Source organism: Delftia acidovorans SPH-1, from assembly GCF_000018665.1.
GTDB classification, from domain to species: domain Bacteria; phylum Pseudomonadota; class Gammaproteobacteria; order Burkholderiales; family Burkholderiaceae_C; genus Comamonas; species Comamonas acidovorans.
In genome coordinates, this window is record NC_010002.1 from 2824358 (window position 1) to 2843902 (window position 19545).

Annotated in this window: 20 protein-coding genes; 12 read left to right on the forward strand and 8 right to left on the reverse strand. The window is 68.3% G+C overall.

Annotated elements, in window-relative coordinates:
• Positions 1 to 257: 257 nt before the first annotated feature.
• The 8 genes from DACI_RS12765 to DACI_RS12800 all read left to right on the forward strand — a co-directional run bounded on the left by DACI_RS12765 (position 258) and on the right by DACI_RS12800 (position 9398).
• Entirely contained in the window at positions 258 to 1460 is a 1203-nt protein-coding gene (locus DACI_RS12765; protein ID WP_012204468.1) for a substrate-binding domain-containing protein, read from the forward strand.
• A gap of 3 nt (positions 1461 to 1463) precedes the next feature.
• Positions 1464 to 2246, forward strand: coding sequence for an ABC transporter ATP-binding protein (locus DACI_RS12770; RefSeq protein WP_012204469.1), 783 nt, complete (start codon positions 1464 to 1466; stop codon positions 2244 to 2246).
• Positions 2243 to 2992 carry a branched-chain amino acid ABC transporter ATP-binding protein gene (locus DACI_RS12775; RefSeq protein ID WP_012204470.1) on the forward strand — a complete coding sequence of 250 codons (750 nt, stop codon included), beginning with the start codon at positions 2243 to 2245 and terminating at the stop codon, positions 2990 to 2992. The genes DACI_RS12770 and DACI_RS12775 overlap by 4 nt, the downstream gene beginning before the upstream one ends.
• Positions 2989 to 3981: a branched-chain amino acid ABC transporter permease gene (locus tag DACI_RS12780; protein ID WP_012204471.1), complete on the forward strand. Its 993-nt coding sequence runs from the start codon at positions 2989 to 2991 to the stop codon at positions 3979 to 3981. Before DACI_RS12775 ends, DACI_RS12780 begins: the two co-directional genes overlap by 4 nt.
• A 13-nt stretch (positions 3982 to 3994) precedes the next feature.
• Entirely contained in the window at positions 3995 to 5062 is a 1068-nt protein-coding gene (locus tag DACI_RS12785) for a branched-chain amino acid ABC transporter permease (RefSeq protein ID WP_012204472.1), read from the forward strand.
• Positions 5063 to 5114: 52 nt separating this feature from the next.
• Positions 5115 to 7319 (forward strand): 3-hydroxybutyrate oligomer hydrolase family protein, encoded by a 2205-nt coding sequence (locus tag DACI_RS12790; RefSeq protein ID WP_012204473.1) that lies wholly within the window; start codon positions 5115 to 5117, stop codon positions 7317 to 7319.
• 65 nt (positions 7320 to 7384) lie between these two features.
• On the forward strand, positions 7385 to 8293 hold the full coding sequence (locus DACI_RS12795; protein ID WP_012204474.1) for an alpha/beta fold hydrolase: 909 nt from the start codon (positions 7385 to 7387) through the stop codon (positions 8291 to 8293).
• Between the two features lie 109 nt (positions 8294 to 8402).
• Positions 8403 to 9398 (forward strand): rhodanese-like domain-containing protein, encoded by a 996-nt coding sequence (locus DACI_RS12800; RefSeq protein ID WP_012204475.1) that lies wholly within the window; start codon positions 8403 to 8405, stop codon positions 9396 to 9398.
• Positions 9399 to 9416: 18 nt separating this feature from the next.
• Here the strand turns inward: DACI_RS12800 and DACI_RS32370 are convergent, their stop codons facing one another.
• The 4 genes from DACI_RS32370 to hemH all read right to left on the reverse strand — a co-directional run bounded on the left by DACI_RS32370 (position 9417) and on the right by hemH (position 13011).
• Positions 9417 to 9590 (reverse strand): hypothetical protein, encoded by a 174-nt coding sequence (locus DACI_RS32370; protein ID WP_012204476.1) that lies wholly within the window; start codon positions 9588 to 9590, stop codon positions 9417 to 9419.
• Positions 9591 to 9601: 11 nt separating this feature from the next.
• Entirely contained in the window at positions 9602 to 10699 is a 1098-nt protein-coding gene (locus tag DACI_RS12805) for a YeeE/YedE thiosulfate transporter family protein (protein WP_043781388.1), read from the reverse strand.
• Positions 10700 to 10792: 93 nt separating this feature from the next.
• Positions 10793 to 11767: a sulfurtransferase gene (locus tag DACI_RS12810; protein WP_012204478.1), complete on the reverse strand. Its 975-nt coding sequence runs from the start codon at positions 11765 to 11767 to the stop codon at positions 10793 to 10795.
• A 146-nt stretch (positions 11768 to 11913) separates the two neighbouring features.
• Positions 11914 to 13011, reverse strand: a complete 1098-nt coding sequence (hemH, locus tag DACI_RS12815) for a ferrochelatase (protein ID WP_012204479.1) — start codon at positions 13009 to 13011, stop codon at positions 11914 to 11916.
• Between the two features lie 91 nt (positions 13012 to 13102).
• On the opposite strand from hemH, the gene DACI_RS12820 reads away from it, so the two are divergent.
• The 3 genes from DACI_RS12820 to DACI_RS12830 are packed head-to-tail and all read left to right on the forward strand — an operon-like array spanning position 13103 to position 15006.
• Entirely contained in the window at positions 13103 to 13873 is a 771-nt protein-coding gene (locus DACI_RS12820; protein ID WP_012204480.1) for an HAD family hydrolase, read from the forward strand.
• 30 nt (positions 13874 to 13903) lie between these two features.
• Positions 13904 to 14737 (forward strand): DUF2189 domain-containing protein, encoded by an 834-nt coding sequence (locus tag DACI_RS12825; RefSeq protein ID WP_012204481.1) that lies wholly within the window; start codon positions 13904 to 13906, stop codon positions 14735 to 14737.
• A 56-nt stretch (positions 14738 to 14793) separates the two neighbouring features.
• Positions 14794 to 15006, forward strand: a complete 213-nt coding sequence (locus tag DACI_RS12830; RefSeq protein WP_012204482.1) for a DUF2788 domain-containing protein — start codon at positions 14794 to 14796, stop codon at positions 15004 to 15006.
• Between the two features lie 174 nt (positions 15007 to 15180).
• Here the strand turns inward: DACI_RS12830 and DACI_RS12835 are convergent, their stop codons facing one another.
• The 3 genes from DACI_RS12835 to DACI_RS12845 all read right to left on the reverse strand — a co-directional run bounded on the left by DACI_RS12835 (position 15181) and on the right by DACI_RS12845 (position 17569).
• Positions 15181 to 16164, reverse strand: a complete 984-nt coding sequence (locus tag DACI_RS12835) for a tripartite tricarboxylate transporter substrate binding protein BugD (protein ID WP_012204483.1) — start codon at positions 16162 to 16164, stop codon at positions 15181 to 15183.
• Positions 16165 to 16296: 132 nt separating this feature from the next.
• Complete coding sequence (locus DACI_RS12840) at positions 16297 to 17160, reverse strand: NAD(P)-dependent oxidoreductase (protein ID WP_012204484.1); 864 nt, start codon at positions 17158 to 17160, stop codon at positions 16297 to 16299.
• Between the two features lie 10 nt (positions 17161 to 17170).
• The gene (locus DACI_RS12845) at positions 17171 to 17569 is read right to left on the reverse strand and encodes a carboxymuconolactone decarboxylase family protein (RefSeq protein ID WP_012204485.1); all 399 of its coding nucleotides are present in this window, start codon (positions 17567 to 17569) and stop codon (positions 17171 to 17173) included.
• A 167-nt stretch (positions 17570 to 17736) separates the two neighbouring features.
• On the opposite strand from DACI_RS12845, the gene DACI_RS12850 reads away from it, so the two are divergent.
• Positions 17737 to 18420: a GntR family transcriptional regulator gene (locus DACI_RS12850; protein ID WP_012204486.1), complete on the forward strand. Its 684-nt coding sequence runs from the start codon at positions 17737 to 17739 to the stop codon at positions 18418 to 18420.
• Between the two features lie 39 nt (positions 18421 to 18459).
• Here DACI_RS12850 and DACI_RS12855 read toward each other — a convergent pair whose 3' ends face one another.
• Positions 18460 to 19479: a Bug family tripartite tricarboxylate transporter substrate binding protein gene (locus DACI_RS12855; protein WP_012204487.1), complete on the reverse strand. Its 1020-nt coding sequence runs from the start codon at positions 19477 to 19479 to the stop codon at positions 18460 to 18462.
• Between the last annotated feature and the right edge of the window lie 66 nt (positions 19480 to 19545).

Below are 19545 nucleotides of genomic sequence, written 5' to 3' on the forward strand. Positions count from 1 at the left end.
AGGGGTGCCAGGGGTTCATGGTTTGCCCTGTATCGGATTCAGGCAACTGTCTGAAGTCAAGACACTGAATCTGTTCAATAGTCGGGCACTCGCTGCCCGTGCTCTGCCCGTGCCCGCCATTGCGCCCGTCATTGCGCCTCCTTGGCCCGCCTGGGCCTGCCTGGGCCTGCCTGGGCCTGCCTGGCACAAAGCATGCATGGTCCCTCCCCACAAAAGCAGCGGGCGCCAGCCCAGCCGCCAACCCAAGGAGACAAACCATGCAACGCCGCCCCTTCCTGCATTCCGCCCTCGCACTCTCCGCCATGGCCACCATGGCCGCTGCGGCTCCCGCCGCCATGGCCCAGCAGGGCGAGATCCGCATTGCCCACGTCTACAGCAAGACCGGCGCGCTGGAGGCCTATGGCAAGCAGACCCAGGCCGGGTTGCTGATGGGGCTGGAGTACGCCACGGGCGGCAGCATGGCGGTGAATGGCAAGAAGCTGGTGGTGATCGAGAAGGACGACCAGGGCAAGCCCGACCTGGGCAAGAGCCTGCTGGCCACGGCGTATTCTGATGACAAGGCCGATCTGGCCGTGGGGCCCACGTCGTCCGGCGTGGCGCTGGCCATGCTGCCGGTGGCCGAGGAGTACAAGAAGATTTTGCTGGTGGAGCCGGCCGTGGCCGATTCGATCACGGGCGACAAGTGGAACAAGTACATCTTCCGCACGGGCCGCAACTCCAGCCAGGACGCCATCAGCAATGCCGTGGCCATCGACAAGGCGGGCGTGACGATTGCCACGCTGGCTCAGGACAACGCCTTTGGCCGCGATGGGGTGAAGGCCTTCAAGGACGCCATCAAGAAGGGCAAGCTGGCGCATGAGGAGTACCTGCCCGCCGCCACCACGGATTTCACGGCAGGGGCGCAGCGGCTGATCGACAAGCTCAAGGACCAGCCGGGCAGGAAGATCATCTGGATCGTGTGGGCCGGGGCGGGCAATCCGTTCAAGATCGCGGACATGGATCTCAAGCGCTACGGCATCGAGATCGCCACGGGCGGCAACATCCTGCCCGCCATGGCGGCCTACAAGAATCTGCCGGGCATGGAGGGTGCCACGTACTACTACTACGGCATTCCCAAGAACCCGGTGAACGAGGCGCTGGTGTCCATGCACTACAAGCAGTACAAGACGCCGCCGGATTTCTTCACGGCGGGCGGTTTCTCTGCGGCCATGGCCATCGTGACGGCGCTCAAGAAGACCGGGGGCGATACCAAGACCAACACGCTGATCAAGGCCATGGAGGGCATGAGCTTCGACACGCCCAAGGGCCAGATGACCTTCCGCAAGGAAGACCACCAGGCCCTGCAGAGCATGTACCACTTCAAGATCCGCGTGGACCCGGCGCTGGCCTGGGGCGTGCCCGAGCTGGTGCGCGAGATCAAGCCCGAGGAGATGCAGGTCCCCATCCGCAACGGCCGCTGAGCAATGTTGCGCACAGAGGATCTGACCATCCGCTTCGGGGGCCATGTGGCCGTCAACGGCGTGAGCTGCGCTTTCGAGCCGGGCACGCTGACGGCCATCGTGGGGCCCAACGGGGCGGGCAAGACCACGTATTTCAACCTGATCTCCGGGCAGCTCAAGGCCACGGCCGGGCGCGTGCTGCTGGGCGGGCGCGAGCTGACGGGGTTGGCCCCTTCGGCGCGCACGCGCGCCGGGCTGGGGCGGGCGTTCCAGCTCACCAATCTGTTCCCGCACCTGAGCGTGCTGGAGAACGTGCGCCTGGCCGTGCAGGCGCGCGACGAGGGCCCGCACCGGCGCGGCCTGAACCTGTGGAGCATCTGGAGCGACCACCGGGCATTGACGCAGCGGGCGCTGCACATCCTCGACCAGGTGGCCCTGTCCGCCCGGCGCGATGAGGCCGTGGCCGCGCTGCCGCATGGCGACCAGCGCAAGCTGGAGGTGGCCTTGCTGATGGCGCTGGAACCCCAGGTCTATATGTTCGACGAGCCCACGGCGGGCATGAGCCATGACGAGGCGCCGGTGATCCTGGACCTGATACGCAAGCTCAAGCAGGACCGCAGCAAGATCATCCTGCTGGTGGAGCACAAGATGGATGTGGTGCGCGAGCTGGCCGACCGCATCATCGTGCTGACCAATGGCACGCTGGTGGCCGATGGGCCGCCGGCCGAGGTCATCGCCTCGCCTGTGGTGCAGCAGGCCTACCTGGGTGTGGTGCCGGAGCAGGGCGCTGTGAAGGAGGCCGCATGAGCGCTGCCGCCAACCTCAACCCAAACTCCAACCTGCTCGAACTGTCGGGCGTGCACACGCATATCGGGGCCTATCACATCCTGCATGGCGTGGACCTGGCCGTGCCGCGCGGTCAGCTGACCATGCTGCTGGGGCGCAATGGCGCGGGCAAGACGACCACGCTGCGCACCATCATGGGTCTGTGGCGGGCCAGCCAGGGGCGCATCGCCTTTGGCGGGGCCGACATCACGGCCCTGCCTACGCCCGCGATTGCGCGGCTGAACATTGCCTATGTGCCCGAGAACATGGGCATCTTCGCGGACCTGACGGTGCAGGAAAACCTGCTGCTGGCCGCGCGCGGCGCCTCGCGCGCCGACCGCATGGACGCGCAGCGGCTGCAGTGGATCTTCGGCATGTTCCCGGCCGTGGAGAAGTTCTGGAACCACCCGGCCGGCAAGCTGTCGGGCGGGCAAAAGCAGATGGTGGCGGTGGCGCGCGCCATCGTGGAGCCGCGTGATCTGCTGATCGTGGACGAGCCCAGCAAGGGCCTGGCGCCAGCCATCATCGAGAACATGATCGCGGCCTTCGCGCAACTCAAGGCGGGCGGCACGACGATTGTGCTGGTGGAGCAGAACCTGGGCTTTGCGCGCCGCCTGGGCGACCGCGTGGCGGTGATGGACAACGGCCGCGTGGTGCACGCGGGCGGCATGGCCGAGTTCTCGGCAGACGCGGCGTTGCAGCAGTCGCTGCTGGGGCTTTCGCTATGAACAAGCTGAACAGGCTGGATGTGGATTTCAAGCCGCTGCTGCTGGTGCCCGTGCTGGCCCTGGTGGCGCTGCCTCTGGTGGGTTCGGGCTCGACTTGGCTGACGCTGACGGTGGCGGGGCTGGCCATGGGAATGATCGTGTTCATCATCGCCTCGGGGCTGACGCTGGTGTTCGGGCTGATGGACGTGCTGAACTTCGGCCACGGCGTGTTCATCGCGCTGGGCGCCTTCGTGGCCACCAGCGTGCTGGGCGCCATGGGCGACTGGACGGGGTCGGACCAGCTGTGGCGCAACCTGCTGGCCGTGCTGCCGGCGATGGTGGTGGCCATGCTGGTGGCGGGCGCCATCGGGCTGGCGTTCGAGCGCTTCATCGTGCGGCCCGTGTACGGCCAGCATCTCAAGCAGATCCTGATCACCATGGGCGGCATGATCATCGGCGAGGAACTGATCAAGCTCATCTGGGGCCCGCAGCAGATGCCGCTGCCGCTGCCCCAGGGCATGAAGGGCGCCTGGCTGCTGGGCGATGCCGCCGTGGAAAAGTACCGCGTGGTGGCCGTGCTGGTGGGGCTGGCGGTGTTTGCCCTGCTGGCCTGGACGCTGTCGCGCACCAAGATCGGCCTGCTGATCCGCGCGGGCGTGCAGGACCGCGAGATGGTGGAGGCCCTGGGCTACCGCGTGCGCCGCCTGTTCGTGGGCGTGTTCGTGGCGGGCTCGGCCCTGGCCGGGCTGGGCGGGGTGATGTGGGGCATGTACCAGCAGAGCGTGGTGCCGCAGATGGGCGCGCAGGTCAATGTGCTGATCTTCATCGTGATCATCATCGGCGGGCTGGGCAGCACGGGCGGGGCGCTGATCGGCGCGCTGCTGGTAGGGCTGATGGCCAACTACACGGGGTTCCTGGTGCCCAAGGTGGCGCTGTTTTCCAACATTGCGTTGATGGTGGCAATCCTGCTGTGGCGCCCGCAGGGCGTCTATCCCGTCGCGAACCGCTGAAGGAGTGATCGACATGCTCAACCGATTGCTTTCCGGCGACATGCCGCGCAGCCGCGTGCTGGCGGTGCTGCTGCTGTTGATTTTCCTGGGGCTGGCGGCGGCGCCCTTCGTGTTCCCTGGCGTGAAGGCGCTGAACGTGGCGGCCAAGGTGCTGATCTTCGTGGTGCTGGTGGCCAGCTTCGATCTGCTGCTGGGCTACACCGGCATCGTGAGCTTTGCGCACACCATGTTCTTCGGCATTGGCGCCTATGGGGTGGCGATAGCGTCCTCGCGCATGGGTGCGGGCTGGGGCGCTCTGGCGCTGGGCCTGGGCGCGGCGCTGCTGGTGTCGCTGCTGCTGTCGCTGGCCATCGGCCTGTTCTCGCTGCGCGTGCGGGCCATCTTCTTTGCCATGATCACGCTGGCCGTGGCGGCGGCGTTCCAGACGCTGGCCTCGCAGCTTTCGGAATGGACGGGCGGGGAGGACGGGCTGAGCTTCAAGCTGCCCGAGTGGCTGTCGCCCAGCTTCGAGCCGTTCGAGAACGAGGTGCTGGGCGTGCTGATCGACGGGCGCATCATCACCTACTACCTGCTGTTCGTGCTGGCCGTGGTGCTGGTGCTGGCGCTGCTGCGCATCGTCAACTCACCGTTCGGCCGCGTGCTGCAGGCCATCCGCGAGAACGAGTTCCGTGCCGAGGCCATCGGCTACCGCGTGGTGGTGTACCGCACCCTCTCCAGCGTGCTCTCGGCCCTGTTCGCCTGTGTGGCCGGTGCCATGCTGGCGCTGTGGCTGCGCTATAACGGGCCCGATACCTCGCTGTCGTTCGAGATCATGATGGACTGCCTGCTGATCGTGGTGATCGGCGGCATGGGCACCATCTATGGCGCGGCGATCGGCTCGGTACTGTTCCTCATCGCCCAGAGCTATCTGCAGGACCTGCTGCGCGTGGCCAGCGAGGCCGCGCACAGCCTGCCCTGGCTGGCCGCGCTGCTGTCTCCTGACCGCTGGCTGCTGTGGCTGGGCGTGCTGTTTGTGTTGTCGGTCTACTATTTCCCCACGGGCGTCGTGGGGCGTCTGCGTTCTTCCCGCGCCGGAGCCTGACCAGGGCCCCTGGCGCATTCGTGCATCAGAGAACTACCACAAGGAGATGGGCATGTTGAAGCGTGAAGAGATGGTGTCGTCGATTCCTGCAACCCCCTGGCGCTGGGCCTTCACGGCGCTGGCGGCGGCCGCGCTGGCAGCCTGCGGCAGCGGCGAGCATGAACCCAGCAACGATCTGCCCAAGGGCTTTACCGAGCTGGGCGCCACGGTGTATCCGGCCACGGCCACCGGCACGGGAGCCACGGCAGCCACGCAGGACTTGCTGACGGGCGGCCTGGGCAAGACGGGCCTGGGCGCCGCAGCCGCGCCCCTGTATGCGGACCCTGCCAATCCCACGGCGGCAGAGCTGCGGCGCAATGCGCTGTACTCCAACTACCGGGGCATCCTGGACCCCACGGCGGGCGGCGGCTACGGCACGCTGTACGGCCCCAACATCACGGCAGACGGGCAGGTGACCACGGGCGAAGGGCTGATCCCCGGGCGCGAGTACCTGGCCGTGCTGGACGACGGCACGGGCCGCAAGCAGACCATGGTGGCCGTGCAGGTGCCGGACAGCTTTGACCGCAACCGGCCCTGCATCGTGCTGGGCCCGTCCTCTGGCTCGCGCGGCGTGTATGGCGCCATCGGCACGGCGGGCGAGTGGGGCCTGAAGAAGGGCTGCGCCGTGGCGCTGACCGATGCGGGCAAGGGCGTGGGCCTGCACAACCTGAGCGACGACACCGTCAACAAGCTGGACGGCACGCGCGCCACGCGCACGGACGCCGGCAGCCTGTCCTTCTTTGCCGCGCGGCTGACCGATGCGGCGCGCGCCGCCTACAACGCTGCGTTTCCCAACCGCATCGCCATCAAGCACGCGCACTCCCAGCAGAACCCTGAAAAGGACTGGGGCAACGACACGCTGGCCGCGGCCCGCTATGCGCTGTACGTGCTCAATGCCCGCTATGGCACCACGCAGGACCCCGTGCCCTTCGGCAAGGACAACACGCTGGTGCTGGCAGGCTCGGCCTCCAACGGCGGCGCGGCCGTGCTGCGCGCGGCCGAGCTGGATGCGGACGGCCTGATCGACGGCGTGGTGGCCTCCGAACCCGTGACCGAGATGCCCACGCGCCAGGGCTACACCATTGCCGTGGGCAATGCGACCATGCCCAACCCGGGCCGCCCGCTGGCCGAGTACACCACCTACGGCAACATCTACCAGCCCTGCGCGGCGCTGGCCCCCGATGCGGCGCTGACCGAGACATCCATCTTCAACTACATAGGCCTCACGGCCATGACGGCGCGGGCCGAGGCACGCTGCAACAGCCTGGCCGCCAAGGGCCTGGTCATTGGCAGCACCACGGCCGACCGCGCCGCCAATGCGCTGAGCAAGCTGCGCCTGTACGGCTGGACGCGCGACCATGACGCCATGCACAACGCCCACTACGCGCTGGGCAACGGCCCCATCCTGTCGGCCATGTACACCATGGCCTATGGCCGGTTTGGCGTGGATGCCAACCTGTGCCGCACCAGCTTTGCGGCCGCCAATGCCACGGGCGACGTGGTGCCCGCCACGGGGGCTGCGCTGGCGCAGAGCTTTGCCACGGCCAATGGCACGGCCAACGGCACGCCCGCCACGGTGGTTTACAACGACTCGGTGGGCGGGGCCAAGGCCTGGCAGTTTGCCGTGTCGCCCTCCACGCGCGTGGCCGACCTGGGCCTGGACAACGCGCTGTGCCAGCACGCGCTGGTGACGGGCTTCGATCCGGTGACCGGCTTCAATCTCTCCGAAAGCAGCGTGCCCACGCGTGCCCAGAGCGACGCCGTGCGCGCCGGCATCAACGAGGTGCTGCACACCGCCAAGCTGCGCGGCAAGCCCACCATCATCGTGGCGGGCCGCAGCGATGCGCTGGTGCCGGTCAACCACAATGCGCGCGCCTACACGGTGCTCAACCGGGGGCTGGACGGCAGCAACACGCGGCTGCGCTATATCGAGGTGGTGAATGCCCAGCACTTCGATGCCTTCCTGCCGTTCTCCGGCTTCGACACCCGCTTCGTGCCGCTGCACCCGTACTTCAACCAGGCCATGGATGCCGTGTGGGCCAACCTGCGCAGCAGCACCGCGCTGCCCGCCAGCCAGGTGGTGCGCACCACGCCGCGCGGCGGCCAGCCGGGCGCGGCGCCCGCCATCACGGCGGCGCAGGTGCCGCCCTTCGTGGCGCGGCCCAGCACGGCCAACACCATCGAGGTCAGCGACGGGCTGATCCGCATTCCTGAGTGAGCCAGGCCCTGGAGCGGCCGCCTGCCAAGGCGGCCGGCCGCTCCTGCACAGCAGAGATTTCTCCCATGGCTTCCAAAGCATCTTCCTCATCCGCGCCCGTACCCGCTTCCTGCTACACGCAATGCGCGGGCTACGAGATCCACTACATGGACTGGCAGCCCGCGCCCGACGTGGCGCCAGCGGGAACCGTCGTCGCCTGGCACGGGCTGGCACGTACGGGGCGCGACATGGATGCACTGGCGCAGTTCCTGGCAGGCCAGGGCTGGCGCGTGATCTGCCCCGACACGCCGGGCCGGGGCCTGAGCCAGTGGAGCCGCGCGCCGCGCGAGGAATACCGGCTGGGCTTCTACGCCCGCATTGCGCGCGGGCTGTTCGATGCGCTGGGGCTGGAGCGCGCGCACTGGGTGGGCACGTCCATGGGCGGGGCGATCGGCACGGTCTGCGCCTCGGGCCTGTTCGAGCCGTCGCTGCGCGCACGCATTGCGACGCTGGTGCTCAATGACAATGCGCCGCAGCTGGCCGAGTCGGCGCTGGCACGCATCAGGTCCTATGCGGGCCAGCCCCCGGCCTTCGATACGGTGGGCGAGCTGGAGGCCTTCTTTCGCCAGGCCTACCGGCCCTATGGCTGGTTAAGCGACTCCGAGTGGCGCAAGCTCACCGAGACCAGCGTGCGCCGCCTGCCCGATGGCCGCGTCACGCCGCACTACGACCCGGCCATGATCGAGCAGTTCACGGCCCATGACGACGACTACGGCATCTGGCCGCACTACGACGCCCTGCAGATCCCCGTGCTGCTGCTGCGGGGCGTGGACTCGGACCTGGTGCTGCCCGAGGTGGCCCGGGAAATGACCACGCGCGGCCCCGGCGCGCGCGGCCTGCTGCACTGGCAGGAGGTGCCTGGCTGCGGCCATGCGCCGGCGCTGAACGTGCCCGCGCACTGGCAATGGGTGCTGGAGCATCTGCAGCGCGGCTGAGCATCAACCCGGGCCGGGCGCGGATGTTGCTGCCGCGCTAGCATTTGCGACGGGTGCAGCCTCGCCTTCTTTTCGGGCGCGGGCACCGTCTGGGCAAGAGAGGCCTGACATGGGTTTTCTGGTGGAGCTGATCCGCGAGTACGGCTTCGGCATCGTCTTTCTCAATGTGTTCGTCGAGCAGCTGGGTGCACCGATTCCGGCCTACCCGGTGCTGGTCGTGACCGGCGCGCTGGAAGGCGCCGACTGGGTGCGCCTGCTGTGGCTGGTGGCCGTGGCCGTGAGCGCGGCGCTGATTGCCGACCTGTTCTGGTATCAGGCCGGCAAGGCCTACGGCCACCGGGTGCTGGGGCGCATCTGCCGCATCTCGCTGTCGCCCGATGCCTGCATCCGCCAGACCGAGACCGTCTATGGCCGCTGGGGTGCAAGGTCGCTGCTGGTGGCCAAGTTCGTGCCGGGGTTTGCCTCCATCGCCAGCGCGCTGGCCGGCGTGATGGGCACGCCGCTGCGCAGCTTCGTGCTGTATGACGGGCTGGGCGCGCTGATCTGGGTGGGCTCGGCCGTTTACCTGGGCTCGCTGTTCAGCTCCACGGTGGAAGACCTGCTGGGCGTGCTTACGGCGCTGGGCCAGTGGGGCCTGTTGCTGCTGGGCGTGGCGCTGGGGCTGTTCATCGTGCGCAAGTGGTGGCAGCGCCATCGCATGGTGCGTTCATTGCGCATGCCGCGCATGTCGGTGCGCGAACTGGCGGGCCTGCATGCCCAGGGCATGGAGCCCACGGTGATCGATGTGCGCGCTCTGCCGCAGTACCGCCAGGGCCATATCCCCGGCGCCCAGTCCTGGGAACTGCGCCCGCGCGATGGCGGCGAGTCGCATGCGCACCTGCTGCCCCAGCACGACCATCCCCACGGGCTGGTGATCTACTGCGACTGCCCCAACGAGATATCCGCCGCCCGCCTGGCGCGCCAGCTGCAGCGCGCCGGCTTTGCCAACGTGCGTCCGTTGGTGGGCGGCCTCAAGGCCTGGCAGGCGGCTGGCTTCGACGTGGAAACCGCGCCGCTGCCCGTGACGGCCAGCGCGGATGAGGGGCCGGCGCCCAGCGTGCCCTGACCTTGGCCTTGCCTTGACCTATTTGCCCGCCGGCATCGAGCAGTGCCCGCCTTGCGTGGCCTTGCCCGAGCCGGCCGCGATCAGCGGCGCCTCGAAGCGCAGGTCCACGGGCGGCGAGTGCAGGTGGTCCCAGGCCAGGAAGAGGACGAGCACGGCCCAGAAGACCGCGCGCAGGGTGTTTTGCTGTGTCATGGCGGGTCCTCTCAGAAATTGAAGTGGCGGCGGATGCGCAGGCCGAAGATGGTGCCGGCAAAGGCCAGCGGCACCCAGATCCAGCCGTGGATGCTGCCCGTGGAGATGCCCGAGAGCATGGCGCCCACATTGCAGCCGAAGGCCAGGCGCGAGCTGTAGCCCAGCACCAGGCCGGCCACCAGGGCCACCATCCATTGCGTGCCCGTGAGCGGCTTGGCATTGACGGGCTTGGCGGCAGCCACCCACAGGGCGCCGCCCAGGATGCCGATGTTGGTGATGCTGGTCACGTCCAGCAGCACGGTCTCGTGCAGGCGCGCGGCGTTGCCGGGCTGGCTCCAGAACCAGTTGCCGGCCAGGTCCACGGCGCCCGTGGCGTTGGCGATCTTGGCGGCCCACAGGCCGAAGCCGTAGACCACGCCCCAGGGCTGGCCCGCAATGACGAGGTTGAGCGTGGTCAGCACGGCCAGCAGCACCGCGCCCGCCACCCACTTGCGCACGAACAGCGGCTTGGCCGGGCGCTTGAGCGCCACATTGGCGCCACGCACATACCAGGCCACGCCCAGCGCGACCACGGCCAGCGCCGCCAGCGTGGCCAGCAGGGCAGGGGCCCAGCCCCAGGCCGTGACCAGGCCCACGGGCTGGGTGTTGCCCAGGTCCAGCCACCAGCCCAGGTGCAGGCTGCCCAGGAAGCTGCCGATGGCGAACACGGGCAGGATGGCCGCATTCATGGGAATGCCCATGCCGGCCTTGTACAGCGTGCCGCTGCCGCAGCCGTCTGCAATCTGCATGCACAGGCCGAAGACGAAGGCGCCCACCAGCAGGCTGATGCTGGGCGGGCCCAGGGCGGCCGTGAGTTCGGGATAGTGGCCCAGCAGCGGCATGGCCAGCGCGGCGGCCAGCGCCAGCAGCAGCAACTGGCCGAAGACGCCGCTGGCGTCCTTGTCCTCGATCAGCATGCGCCAGCCCGTGGTGAAGCCGAAGCGCTTGCCGGCCAGCACCCCGCCCAGGCCCAGGCCCACGGCGAACAGCGCGGCCTGGCGCACCGAGACGCTCCACAGCAGCCAGCCAAAGAAAACGGCCAGGATGGCCGCAAGAGGAAGTCGTTTCATATGATTTTTCTCCATGCAGTCGCCCTCCCCCGCGAAGCGGGTAGAGAGGCGCCGTGCCACGGGGGGAAGGCGCGCAAGCGCCTCAGGGGGTGTTTATTTGAACTTCTTTTCCCACCACTGCTTGGCGTCGTAGGCCAGGGATTCGGCGCGGCCGGGCTGGTTGGCCATGGGCGGCGCATCGGCCTGCTGCGTCCAGTCCACCATGGAGCCCGCATACAGCTTGACGCCCGGCAGGCCCGCGACTTCGGACAGGCCGAACCAGTCGGTGGCTGCCCAGTGGCCGGTGTTGCAGAAGGCCACCATGTCCTGGCCCTGCTCGCGCTTGACCTTGGCCGCGATCTGCTTGGCCGTGGCGGTATCGACAAAGGTGGAGGTGCCGGGCACAAACCACTGGTTGAAGTCCAGCTGCTGCGCGCCGGGCAGGGTGCCCGAGATCTTGGCGGCAGGTGCGCGCGTCTTGCCCTGGTAGAAGGCGTCGGGGCGCGAGTCCACCAGGGCCGCGTTGCTGAGCCTGACGTGCTGGCCCACGTCTTCGCGCGTGGCGATCAGGCTGGTGTCGAGCTGGGGCTGGTAGCTGCTGCGAGCGACTTTGACTGCCTCGTTGTCCTGCGGGAGCTTTTGCTCGTTCCAGGCCTTCATGCCGCCGTTGAGCACGGACAGCTCCTTGAGGCCCAGCAGCTTGAGCGTCCAGTACACGCGCGCTGCCGCGCCGAAGTCGGTGGCGTCCGCACCCGTGGAGACCACGATGGCGTGGGTGGCCGGCGTCAGACCCAGGGACTGCACGAGTTCGGTGAGCTTGGGCAGCTCGGGCAGTTCGCCGGGATTGGTGGCGGGGCCGCGCCATTTACCGTAGGGGGCGTTGAGCGCGCCGGGAATGTGGCGCTCGCCATAGGCCTTGGGATCGCGGATGTCGATGATGCGCACGGCGTCCTGGCCGGCGGCAGCCTGCACGCCTGCAGGGGTGAGCAGGGGTTCGGCGGCGTGGGCCGTGCCGAAGGCGGTGCAGGCAAGGCCGAGCGCCAGCAGCGGGGCCGCCAGGCGCAGAGCAGGGGAAAAGGTCTTGGTCATGATGGCTGGGGCCGGTCATGGAAGACCGGCGGAACAAGCAACTGGAGTGCAATTGTCCCGCTTGCAGCATCTATATACAAAGACGCTTATGCATTCTGCTCATGAGGCAGGGTTATATGGCGCGGCGCAGAAGATGCAGAACGGCCTCAGCGCTGTGCGCCCACGGCCTTGGCGCGCTCCAGGCTGGCGTCCAGTTCGGCCTGCGGCGCCTTCTGCGTGGGCCAGCCCTGCATATGCTGCTGGGCGATGCGGCTCAGCGCCGTGATCCAGGGCGCGCTGTCGTTGAGGCAGGCAATGAACTCGAACTGCTCGCCACCGGCATGCAGGAAGGCCTCGCGCGCTTCCTGGCTGATTTCCTCCAGCGTTTCCAGGCAGTCGCTGGTGAAGCCGGGGCAGACCACGTCCACCCGTTTGGTGCCGCTGCGTGCCAGCTCGATCAGTGAGGGCTCGGTATAGGGCTCCAGCCATTTGGCCTTGCCAAAGCGCGACTGGAAGGTCACCAGGTATTGCGAGGGCGACAGGCCCAGGCGCTCGGCCAGCAGGCGTGCGGTCTTGCGCGATTCGCAGTGGTAGGGGTCGCCCAGGTGCAGCGTGCGCTCGGGCACGCCGTGAAAGCTCATGACCAGCTTTTCGCCACGGCCGTTGCCGCGCCAGTGGGCCTCGATGCGCTGGGCCAGCGCGTCGATATAGGAAGCGTCGTCGTGGTAGCGGTTGACGAAGCGCAGCTCGGGAATATGGCGCTGGGTGCGGGCCCAGTCGTAGACCGCATCGAACACGCTGGCCGTGGTCGTGCCGGAGTACTGCGGGTACAGCGGCAGGATGAGGATGCGCGTGGCGCCTTCGGCCTTGAGGGCATCGAGCACGCTGGGGATGGACGGGTTGCCGTAGCGCATGGCATGGCGCACCAGCACGTTGTGGCCGGCCTCGCCCAGCCAGCCGCGCAGCAGCAGGGCCTGGCGCGCGCTCCAGTGCTGCAGGGGGGAGCCGTCCTTCTCATGCCAGACGGTGGCGTACTTGGCCGCCGACTTGGTCGGCCGCGTGCGCAGGATGCTGCCGTGCAGGATGGGCAGCCAGGCAATCCTGGGGATCTCGACCACGCGGTCGTCGCCCAGGAACTGCGCCAGGTAGCGGCGCACGGCCGGAGCCGTGGGCGCATCGGGCGTTCCAAGGTTGCACAGCAGCACGGCGGTGCGCTGGGGTTGGTCGTGGCGGAATGGAGGTTCTGGCGCGAAGCGGGAAGGCATGGGGCCGATTGTGGCAGGACGGAGCCGCCTGCCACGCGAGTCGGATGACCCGGCTGCTGCCGGCAACGGCTGCCTTCGCTATGCTCGAACCATGTCCCAAGCCACCATCGCCCCCCTCGCCGAATCCTCTCTTGCCCCTGCATTGGCCGCATTGCAGCAGCTGCGCCGCAGCGGCCGCATCCGCGCCATTTCCATCGACCTGGACGACACGCTGTGGCCCGTGTGGCCAGCCATCTCGCGCGCCGAACAGGTGCTGCTGGAATGGCTGCACGCCCATGCGCCCACCACGGCCGCAGCGCTGCGCGACGTGGCCACCCTGCGCGCCATCCGCGTGCAGATCGAGCGTGACCGCCCGGACCTTGCCCACGACCTGAGCGGCCTGCGCCGCGAGTCCATCCGCCTGGCGCTGCAGCGCAATGGCGACGACGGCGCGCTGGCCGAGCCGGCCTTCGATCTTTTCTTTGCCGAGCGCCAGCGTGTGGACCTGTACGAGGACGCGCTGCCCGCCCTGCAGTTCCTGGCCGCGCGCTGGCCCGTGGTGGCGCTGAGCAACGGCAACGCCAGCGTGCACGTGGTGGGCATTGGCGAGCATTTCCATGCCGCGCTGAGCGCGACCAAGGCCGGCATGGCCAAGCCCGATGTGCGCTTTTTTCACGCGGCGGCGGCGGCGGCAGGCGTGGCGCCTGACGAGGTGCTGCACATTGGCGACGACGCGCGGCTCGATGCGCTGGGCGCCATGGATGCGGGTATGCACGCAGTCTGGCTCAACCGCACGGGCGTAGCATGGCCTCACGAGGGGTCCACGCCCCACGTCACGGTGGCCAGCCTTGCGCAGTTGTGCCAGGGGCTGGCTGACAGCTGACCCTGCCTGCCCGCGAAGCCGCGCCATGCCATGCCCACCAGCCACAGCACCGCTTTCTTCCACCCCCCCGTCCTCCCCGCCGTGCGCAGCATCGGCTGGAAACACCCCCTGAGCTGGCTAGCGCGTGGCGCGCGCGACATGGCCAGGGCACCCTGGCTGAGCCTGGCTCATGGCCTGGTCTTGACCTTGATCGGGTTTTTGATCTTGACGCTGGGGCACAATCGCTTTTGGCTGATGGCCGGGGCCCTGTCGGGGTTCCTGATCGTCGGCCCTGTCGTGGCGACCAGCCTCTACGCCATCAGCCGCGCGCTGGAGCGCGGCGAGGCTGCCGATCTGTCCCTGGTGCGGCGCACCTGGACGCGCTGGCAAAACGGCCATGCGTCCAAGGCTGAGGGGCAGGTCGGCTACTGGTGTCTGGTGCAGTTCGGGCTGCTGCTGTCGCTGGCAGCCACGGGCTGGGTGCTGGTGTCGGCCTCGCTGATCACCGTGCTCTCGCCCGTGCGCATCGCCACTCCGGCGGATTTCGTGCAGCACGTGGTGCTGGCCCGCGACGGGCAGTTGTTTGCGATATGGCTGGCGCTGGGCAGTTTTCTGGCAGCGCCTATTTTTGCGTCCAGCGTGGTGGCCATGCCGCTGATGCTGGACAGGCGGGTGACGGTGCGCCAGGCCGTGCTGACCAGTTGGTTGGCCGTGCTGGCCAACCCTGTGCCTCTGGCACTGTGGGCCGCCCTCATTGTGTTGTTGACCCTGCTGGGCCTGGGCAGCTGGCTGCTGGGACTGGTGGCCGTGATGCCCCTGCTGGGGCACGCGAGCTGGCACGCGTACCGCGATCTGGTCGATTCGTCGGCCTTCCCGGCGCGTTGAGCCGGGCGGGCCCGGACCGGCCGGGCCTGCAGGGGAGGATGTAGGACGGTGTTGTCGTGATATTCGGGTATACAGAAGAACAGATCGCCCATTTCTTCCTCACCTATGGCGTGGGGGCCTTCATCCTCTTCATGGTGTTCATCATCCTGCAGCTGGCGCGCCAGTCCAAGGCAGGAAAGTTCGGCACCTTCGTGATCTTCCTGGGCCTGGGCGTGGGCTTTGTCGGCTACATCGCCAAGATCGTCATCCAGTGGTGGATGGAAAAATGATCGTCACCCCCTGAGCCGCTGCGCGGCTTCCCCCTCTCTCGCTTCGCGGGAGGGGGGCGACACCCTCGCGGCGGGGCGGCCCTTGCTCGGTGTCCCAGGCTTTGGGCTGCGTCGGGTTTTTGTGCCCTGCTCAGCGCGCCTATCTTCCTGGCCTGCCTGCTCCTTGCTGCGCCTCTATTCCGCCTTGGCCCCCGCAGCCTTGATCACCGGGTCCCAGCGCTTGATTTCAGCGGTGGTGTGCTGGCGCAGGGCGTCGGGGGTGAGGCGGTCTGCGGGCGGGATGATGACGCTCATGTCCGTGAAGCGCTTGACCAGGGCGGGCTCGGACAGGGCGGTGCGCAGGGATTTGTTGAGGCGTTCGATGACGGCCTGGGGCGTGCCTCGCGGAGCGTACAGGCCGTGCCATACGGCAAGCTCGAAGCCGGGCTGGCCGGCCTGCGCGAAGGTGGGCACATCGGGCAGGGAGGGCAGGCGTTCGCGCGTGGCGACGGCGTAGCCCTTGAGCATGCCCGCCTGTATGTGCGGGCCGGTGGCCACGGGCTGGTCGCAGATGACATCGACATTGCCTGCCACCAGGTCCTGCAGGGCCGGGCCCGTGCCACGGTAGGGCACCAGGGTGGCCTCGGTGGAGGTGGTCTGCAGCAGCAGCATGGCGCACAGGTGGGAGGTGGCGCCTACGCCGGCATGCGAGAAGCGCACTTCGCCCGGTTTGGCCTTCATGTGGGCGATGAAGTCCGCCAGCGTGGCGGGCGCAAAGCCTTTGCTGCGCACCAGGATCATGGGCACGTCGCCGGCCAGCGCGATGGGTTCCAGGTCGCGCCTCACATCGAAAGCGAGCTTGCTGTAGAGCGCGGGTGCCGTGGCGATGCCCATGTTGTGCAGCAGCAAGGTGTGGCCGTCGGCCTGGGCGCGTGTGACGCGGCTGGTGCCGATGGTGCCACCGGCGCCGCCCAGATTCTCGACGATGACCTGCTGGCCCAGGTCGCGCGTCATGGCCTCGGCCAGCACGCGGGCCAGCACGTCGGTGGAGCCTCCGGCCGCGTAGGGAACGACGATGGTGACGGGCTTGTTGGGGAAGGCCTGGGCGGCAAGGCTGGCCGCCGACAGCGCGGCGGCGAGAAGGGTCTGGGCGAGGGGGTTGCGGATGAGGTGGCGCATGGGTTTGTCTCCTGGAGGCGCGTGCAGGGGCCGCCGGCTCTGTGCGGCCGGTTGTCGGTGGCGTGTTTGGTGGCGTGAGGCAGGAAGGCAAGGGCCGCATGCGGCCCTTGACGACGGCGAGACGGCGCAGGCTCAGGCCGGGGCCACGTACCTGTACAGCTCGGTGTGGTCGGCGGCGGGTCCCAGGGACCTGGAGGCCTCGGCCGTCATGGCGCTGACCTGTTCGGCCAGTGCCATGGGCGTGTGCATGGCCTGGCCCAGCGACAGGGCAATGCCCACGTCCTTGGCCTGCAGCGCCAGCGAGAAGCCCGAGTTGAAGGCGCCGTTCAGCATGAACTGGTGGGCCTTGTTTTCGGTGGTGTTGTTCTTGCCGGTGGAGGCATTGATCACGTCCACGATGGTGGCCGGCGCAATGCCGAAGGCCGCGCCTGCGTGGATGGCCTCGGCCGTGGCGATCAGGGCCGCTGCCGAGACATAGTTGTTCAAGGCCTTGAGCGCATGGCCCGCGCCCACGGGGCCGACATGGGTGATGGCCTGGCCCATGCGCTGCAGCAGCGGCAGGTGCTGGGCGAGCAGGTCCGCATCGCCCCCGACCATGATGGACAGCGTGCCCGCAATGGCGCGCTTGACGCCGCCGGAGACCGGCGCATCCAGCAGCCCGATGCCGCGCTCGCCCAGCAGGCCGGCCAGCGCACGCGTGCGGTTGGGGTCGGCCGAGCTCATGTCGATGATGCAGGCGCCGGGCGGCAGGTGCGGTGCCAGTTCACCGACCACGGCATCGACGATGCGGGAGTCGGGCAGCATGGTGAAGACCACGCTGCAGCCGGCAAAGTCGGCCGCGCCGGATGCCACGGCCACGCCCGCATGTTCCTGCGCGAATCGTGCGGTGGCGGCGGGCACGGCGTCCCGGATGACCAGGGCGTGCCCTGCGGCGTGCAGCAGGTGGGCCATGGGCTGGCCCATCATTCCGAGGCCGATGAATCCTATGGTGGTCATGCTGCGTGCCTCAGATGTCCATCTCTTTGAAGACTTCCGAAGCCACGCGGAAGGAGTCGATGGCGGCCGGCACGCCGCAGTAGATGGCGGTCTGCAGGAAGACCTCCTTGACCTCTTCCTTGGTCAGGCCGTTGTTGATGGCGCCGCGCACATGCAGCTTGAGTTCATGCGGGCGGTTGAGCGCCGTGATCATGGCCAGGTTCAGGAAGGAGCGCGTCCTGCGGTCCAGGCCCGGGCGGTTCCAGACATCGCCCCAGCAGTACTGGGTGACCAGCTCCTGCATGTCGATGTTGAAGTCCGTGGCGTTCTGGATGGACGCATCGACATACTCGGCGCCCAGCACCTCGCGGCGGGTGGACAGGCCCTGGTCGAAGAGGGCGGGGTTCTTGGGTGCATAGGCTCGGGTCATGAAAACTCCTGATGGAAGGCGGTGAAGATGTCTTTCGGTGGAGTGGATTTAATCAGATTGTCAGACAATCCTACTTGATGAAAATCGGGATTGCCTGCCGCGCCAGGTGTGTGTATGACAATCCGTCAGTCCGTCCGGCCCCTGGATTGGCGGGTAGGATTCGTCCCATGAACCAGATGCTGCGTGTCCCCCGCGAAGAAACGTCGCTGCGCCTGCGCACGACGCAGACCCTGCGCACGGCCATCCTCGATGGCGTGTTTGCGCCGGGCCAGAAGCTGTCCGAGCGCGAACTGTGCGAGAGCCTTGATGTGAGCCGTTCGTGCCTGCGCGAGTCGCTGCAGCACCTGCAGGCCGAGGGGCTGATCACCATCGTTCCGCACCGGGGCCCCGAGGTCACGGACATCTCGGTGCAGGAAGTGCGCGATATCTACGAGGTGCGGGCCAGCCTGGAGGGGCTGGCCAGCCGGGGCTTTGCGCTGCATGCCTCGGCAGGCCAGCGCGCCGCGCTGCGCGCCAAGCTGGGCGAGCTGGCCGTGCCCGCCGTGGCCAGCGACAAGGTGGCCCTGCTGGCGATCAAGAACCAGTTCTACGACATCCTGATCGAGGGCTGCGGCAATCTGGTGGCCGGCCAGATGCTGCGGCAGCTGAACAACCGCGTGACGGTGCTGCGGCGCATCTCCATGTCCCAGCCCGGGCGCCTGCCGCAGACGCTGGCCGAGCTGGACGCCATCGTGGCGGCGATAGAGCAGGGCGACGCGGACCAGGCCGCGCGCCTGAGCGCCGAGCATGTGCAAAAGGCCAGCCAGGGCGTGTTGCGCGCCATGGCCGAGAAGGCTGGCCCGGCCAGCTGATGCCGGAGCCTGTGCCTGGGGGTGTCAGTCCGTGTGCGCTCAGTCCGGCTTGACCTGGGCGCGCTTGAGCACCTTTTGCCAGCGCGTCTGCTCGGTGGCAATGAACTGCGCGAACTGCTGGGGCGTGCTGCCGATGGGCTCGGCCGCATCGCCCTGCAGGCGCTTGAGCGCGTCGGGCGCCTTGACGGCCTTGGCGCACTCGGCGGCCAGCTTGTCCACGTGGGCTCGGGTCATGCTGGAGGGGGCGAGCATGCCGTACCACTGCGTCATCTCGAAGCCCGGGAAGCCCTGCTCGGCCACGGTGGGCACGTCGGGCAACTGGGGCAGGCGCTGGGTCGATCCCGTGGCGATGCAGCGCACCTTGCCCGCCTTGATGAAGGGCAGCAGGGCGGCAGCGCCGACCGATGCAGCGTCCAGGCGGCCTGACATCAGGTCCGTCATCATCGGCCCCGTGCCGCGATAGGGCACGTGCAGCATGAAGATCTCGGCCGTCATCTTCAGGTACTCGAAGGCCAGGTGCCCGGCGCTGCCATTGCCGGCCGAGCCGTAGCTGAGCTGGCCGGGCTTCTTCTTGGCGTAGGCGATGAGTTCGCGCAGGTTCTTGACCGGCACATCGGGGTGGACCACGTACAGGCTGGGCACCTTGGCCAGCAGGCTGACGGGTTGGAAGTCCTTGTTCGCGTCGTAGGGCAGCTTGTCGAAGATGTAGGGATTGACGGCCAGGGTGCCGATGTGGCCCAGGATGACGGTGCTCTGGTCATCGGCGCGCGCCACTTCCTGCATGGCGATGTTGCCGGCCGCGCCGGGCTTGTTGTCCACGAAGACGTTCTGGCCCAGGGTCTTGGACAGCTCGGCGGCCGTGGAGCGCGCCACGATTTCCGAGCTGCCGCCGGGCGCAAAGGGCACGACAAAGCGGATGGGGCGCGTGGGCCAGGCGTCCTGCGCCAGCGCGGCCGCAGGCAGCAGGCCCGACAGGGCCATGGCGCCCGTGCCGGCCAGCAGTTGGCGGCGGCCGAGCGGGGGCAGGTCTGCGTGGTGAAGAAAGTCGCGCGAAGGCATGTCTGGTCTCCTGGCTATCGTTGTAGTGAATGGGCAGCGGATGCGGCGCCAGCGATGGTGGCGCCG

What these genes read in the sequence shown, in the direction of transcription:
- hemH (WP_012204479.1), bottom strand. Translation starts at nt 13,011, where the DNA reads ATGCCTTCCCGCTTCGCGCCAGAACCTCCATTCCGCCACGACCAACCC.
- DACI_RS12840 (WP_012204484.1), bottom strand. Translation starts at nt 17,160, where the DNA reads ATGACCACCATAGGATTCATCGGCCTCGGAATGATGGGCCAGCCCATG.
- DACI_RS12850 (WP_012204486.1), top strand. Translation starts at nt 17,737, where the DNA reads ATGAACCAGATGCTGCGTGTCCCCCGCGAAGAAACGTCGCTGCGCCTG.
- DACI_RS12785 (WP_012204472.1), top strand. Translation starts at nt 3,995, where the DNA reads ATGCTCAACCGATTGCTTTCCGGCGACATGCCGCGCAGCCGCGTGCTG.
- DACI_RS12770 (WP_012204469.1), top strand. Translation starts at nt 1,464, where the DNA reads ATGTTGCGCACAGAGGATCTGACCATCCGCTTCGGGGGCCATGTGGCC.
- DACI_RS12820 (WP_012204480.1), top strand. Translation starts at nt 13,103, where the DNA reads ATGTCCCAAGCCACCATCGCCCCCCTCGCCGAATCCTCTCTTGCCCCT.
- DACI_RS12835 (WP_012204483.1), bottom strand. Translation starts at nt 16,164, where the DNA reads ATGCGCCACCTCATCCGCAACCCCCTCGCCCAGACCCTTCTCGCCGCC.
- DACI_RS12810 (WP_012204478.1), bottom strand. Translation starts at nt 11,767, where the DNA reads ATGACCAAGACCTTTTCCCCTGCTCTGCGCCTGGCGGCCCCGCTGCTG.
- DACI_RS12780 (WP_012204471.1), top strand. Translation starts at nt 2,989, where the DNA reads ATGAACAAGCTGAACAGGCTGGATGTGGATTTCAAGCCGCTGCTGCTG.
- DACI_RS12800 (WP_012204475.1), top strand. Translation starts at nt 8,403, where the DNA reads ATGGGTTTTCTGGTGGAGCTGATCCGCGAGTACGGCTTCGGCATCGTC.
- DACI_RS12805 (WP_043781388.1), bottom strand. Translation starts at nt 10,699, where the DNA reads ATGAAACGACTTCCTCTTGCGGCCATCCTGGCCGTTTTCTTTGGCTGG.
- DACI_RS12855 (WP_012204487.1), bottom strand. Translation starts at nt 19,479, where the DNA reads ATGCCTTCGCGCGACTTTCTTCACCACGCAGACCTGCCCCCGCTCGGC.
- DACI_RS12790 (WP_012204473.1), top strand. Translation starts at nt 5,115, where the DNA reads ATGTTGAAGCGTGAAGAGATGGTGTCGTCGATTCCTGCAACCCCCTGG.
- DACI_RS12795 (WP_012204474.1), top strand. Translation starts at nt 7,385, where the DNA reads ATGGCTTCCAAAGCATCTTCCTCATCCGCGCCCGTACCCGCTTCCTGC.
- DACI_RS12845 (WP_012204485.1), bottom strand. Translation starts at nt 17,569, where the DNA reads ATGACCCGAGCCTATGCACCCAAGAACCCCGCCCTCTTCGACCAGGGC.
- DACI_RS12825 (WP_012204481.1), top strand. Translation starts at nt 13,904, where the DNA reads ATGCCCACCAGCCACAGCACCGCTTTCTTCCACCCCCCCGTCCTCCCC.
- DACI_RS12765 (WP_012204468.1), top strand. Translation starts at nt 258, where the DNA reads ATGCAACGCCGCCCCTTCCTGCATTCCGCCCTCGCACTCTCCGCCATG.
- DACI_RS12775 (WP_012204470.1), top strand. Translation starts at nt 2,243, where the DNA reads ATGAGCGCTGCCGCCAACCTCAACCCAAACTCCAACCTGCTCGAACTG.
- DACI_RS32370 (WP_012204476.1), bottom strand. Translation starts at nt 9,590, where the DNA reads ATGACACAGCAAAACACCCTGCGCGCGGTCTTCTGGGCCGTGCTCGTC.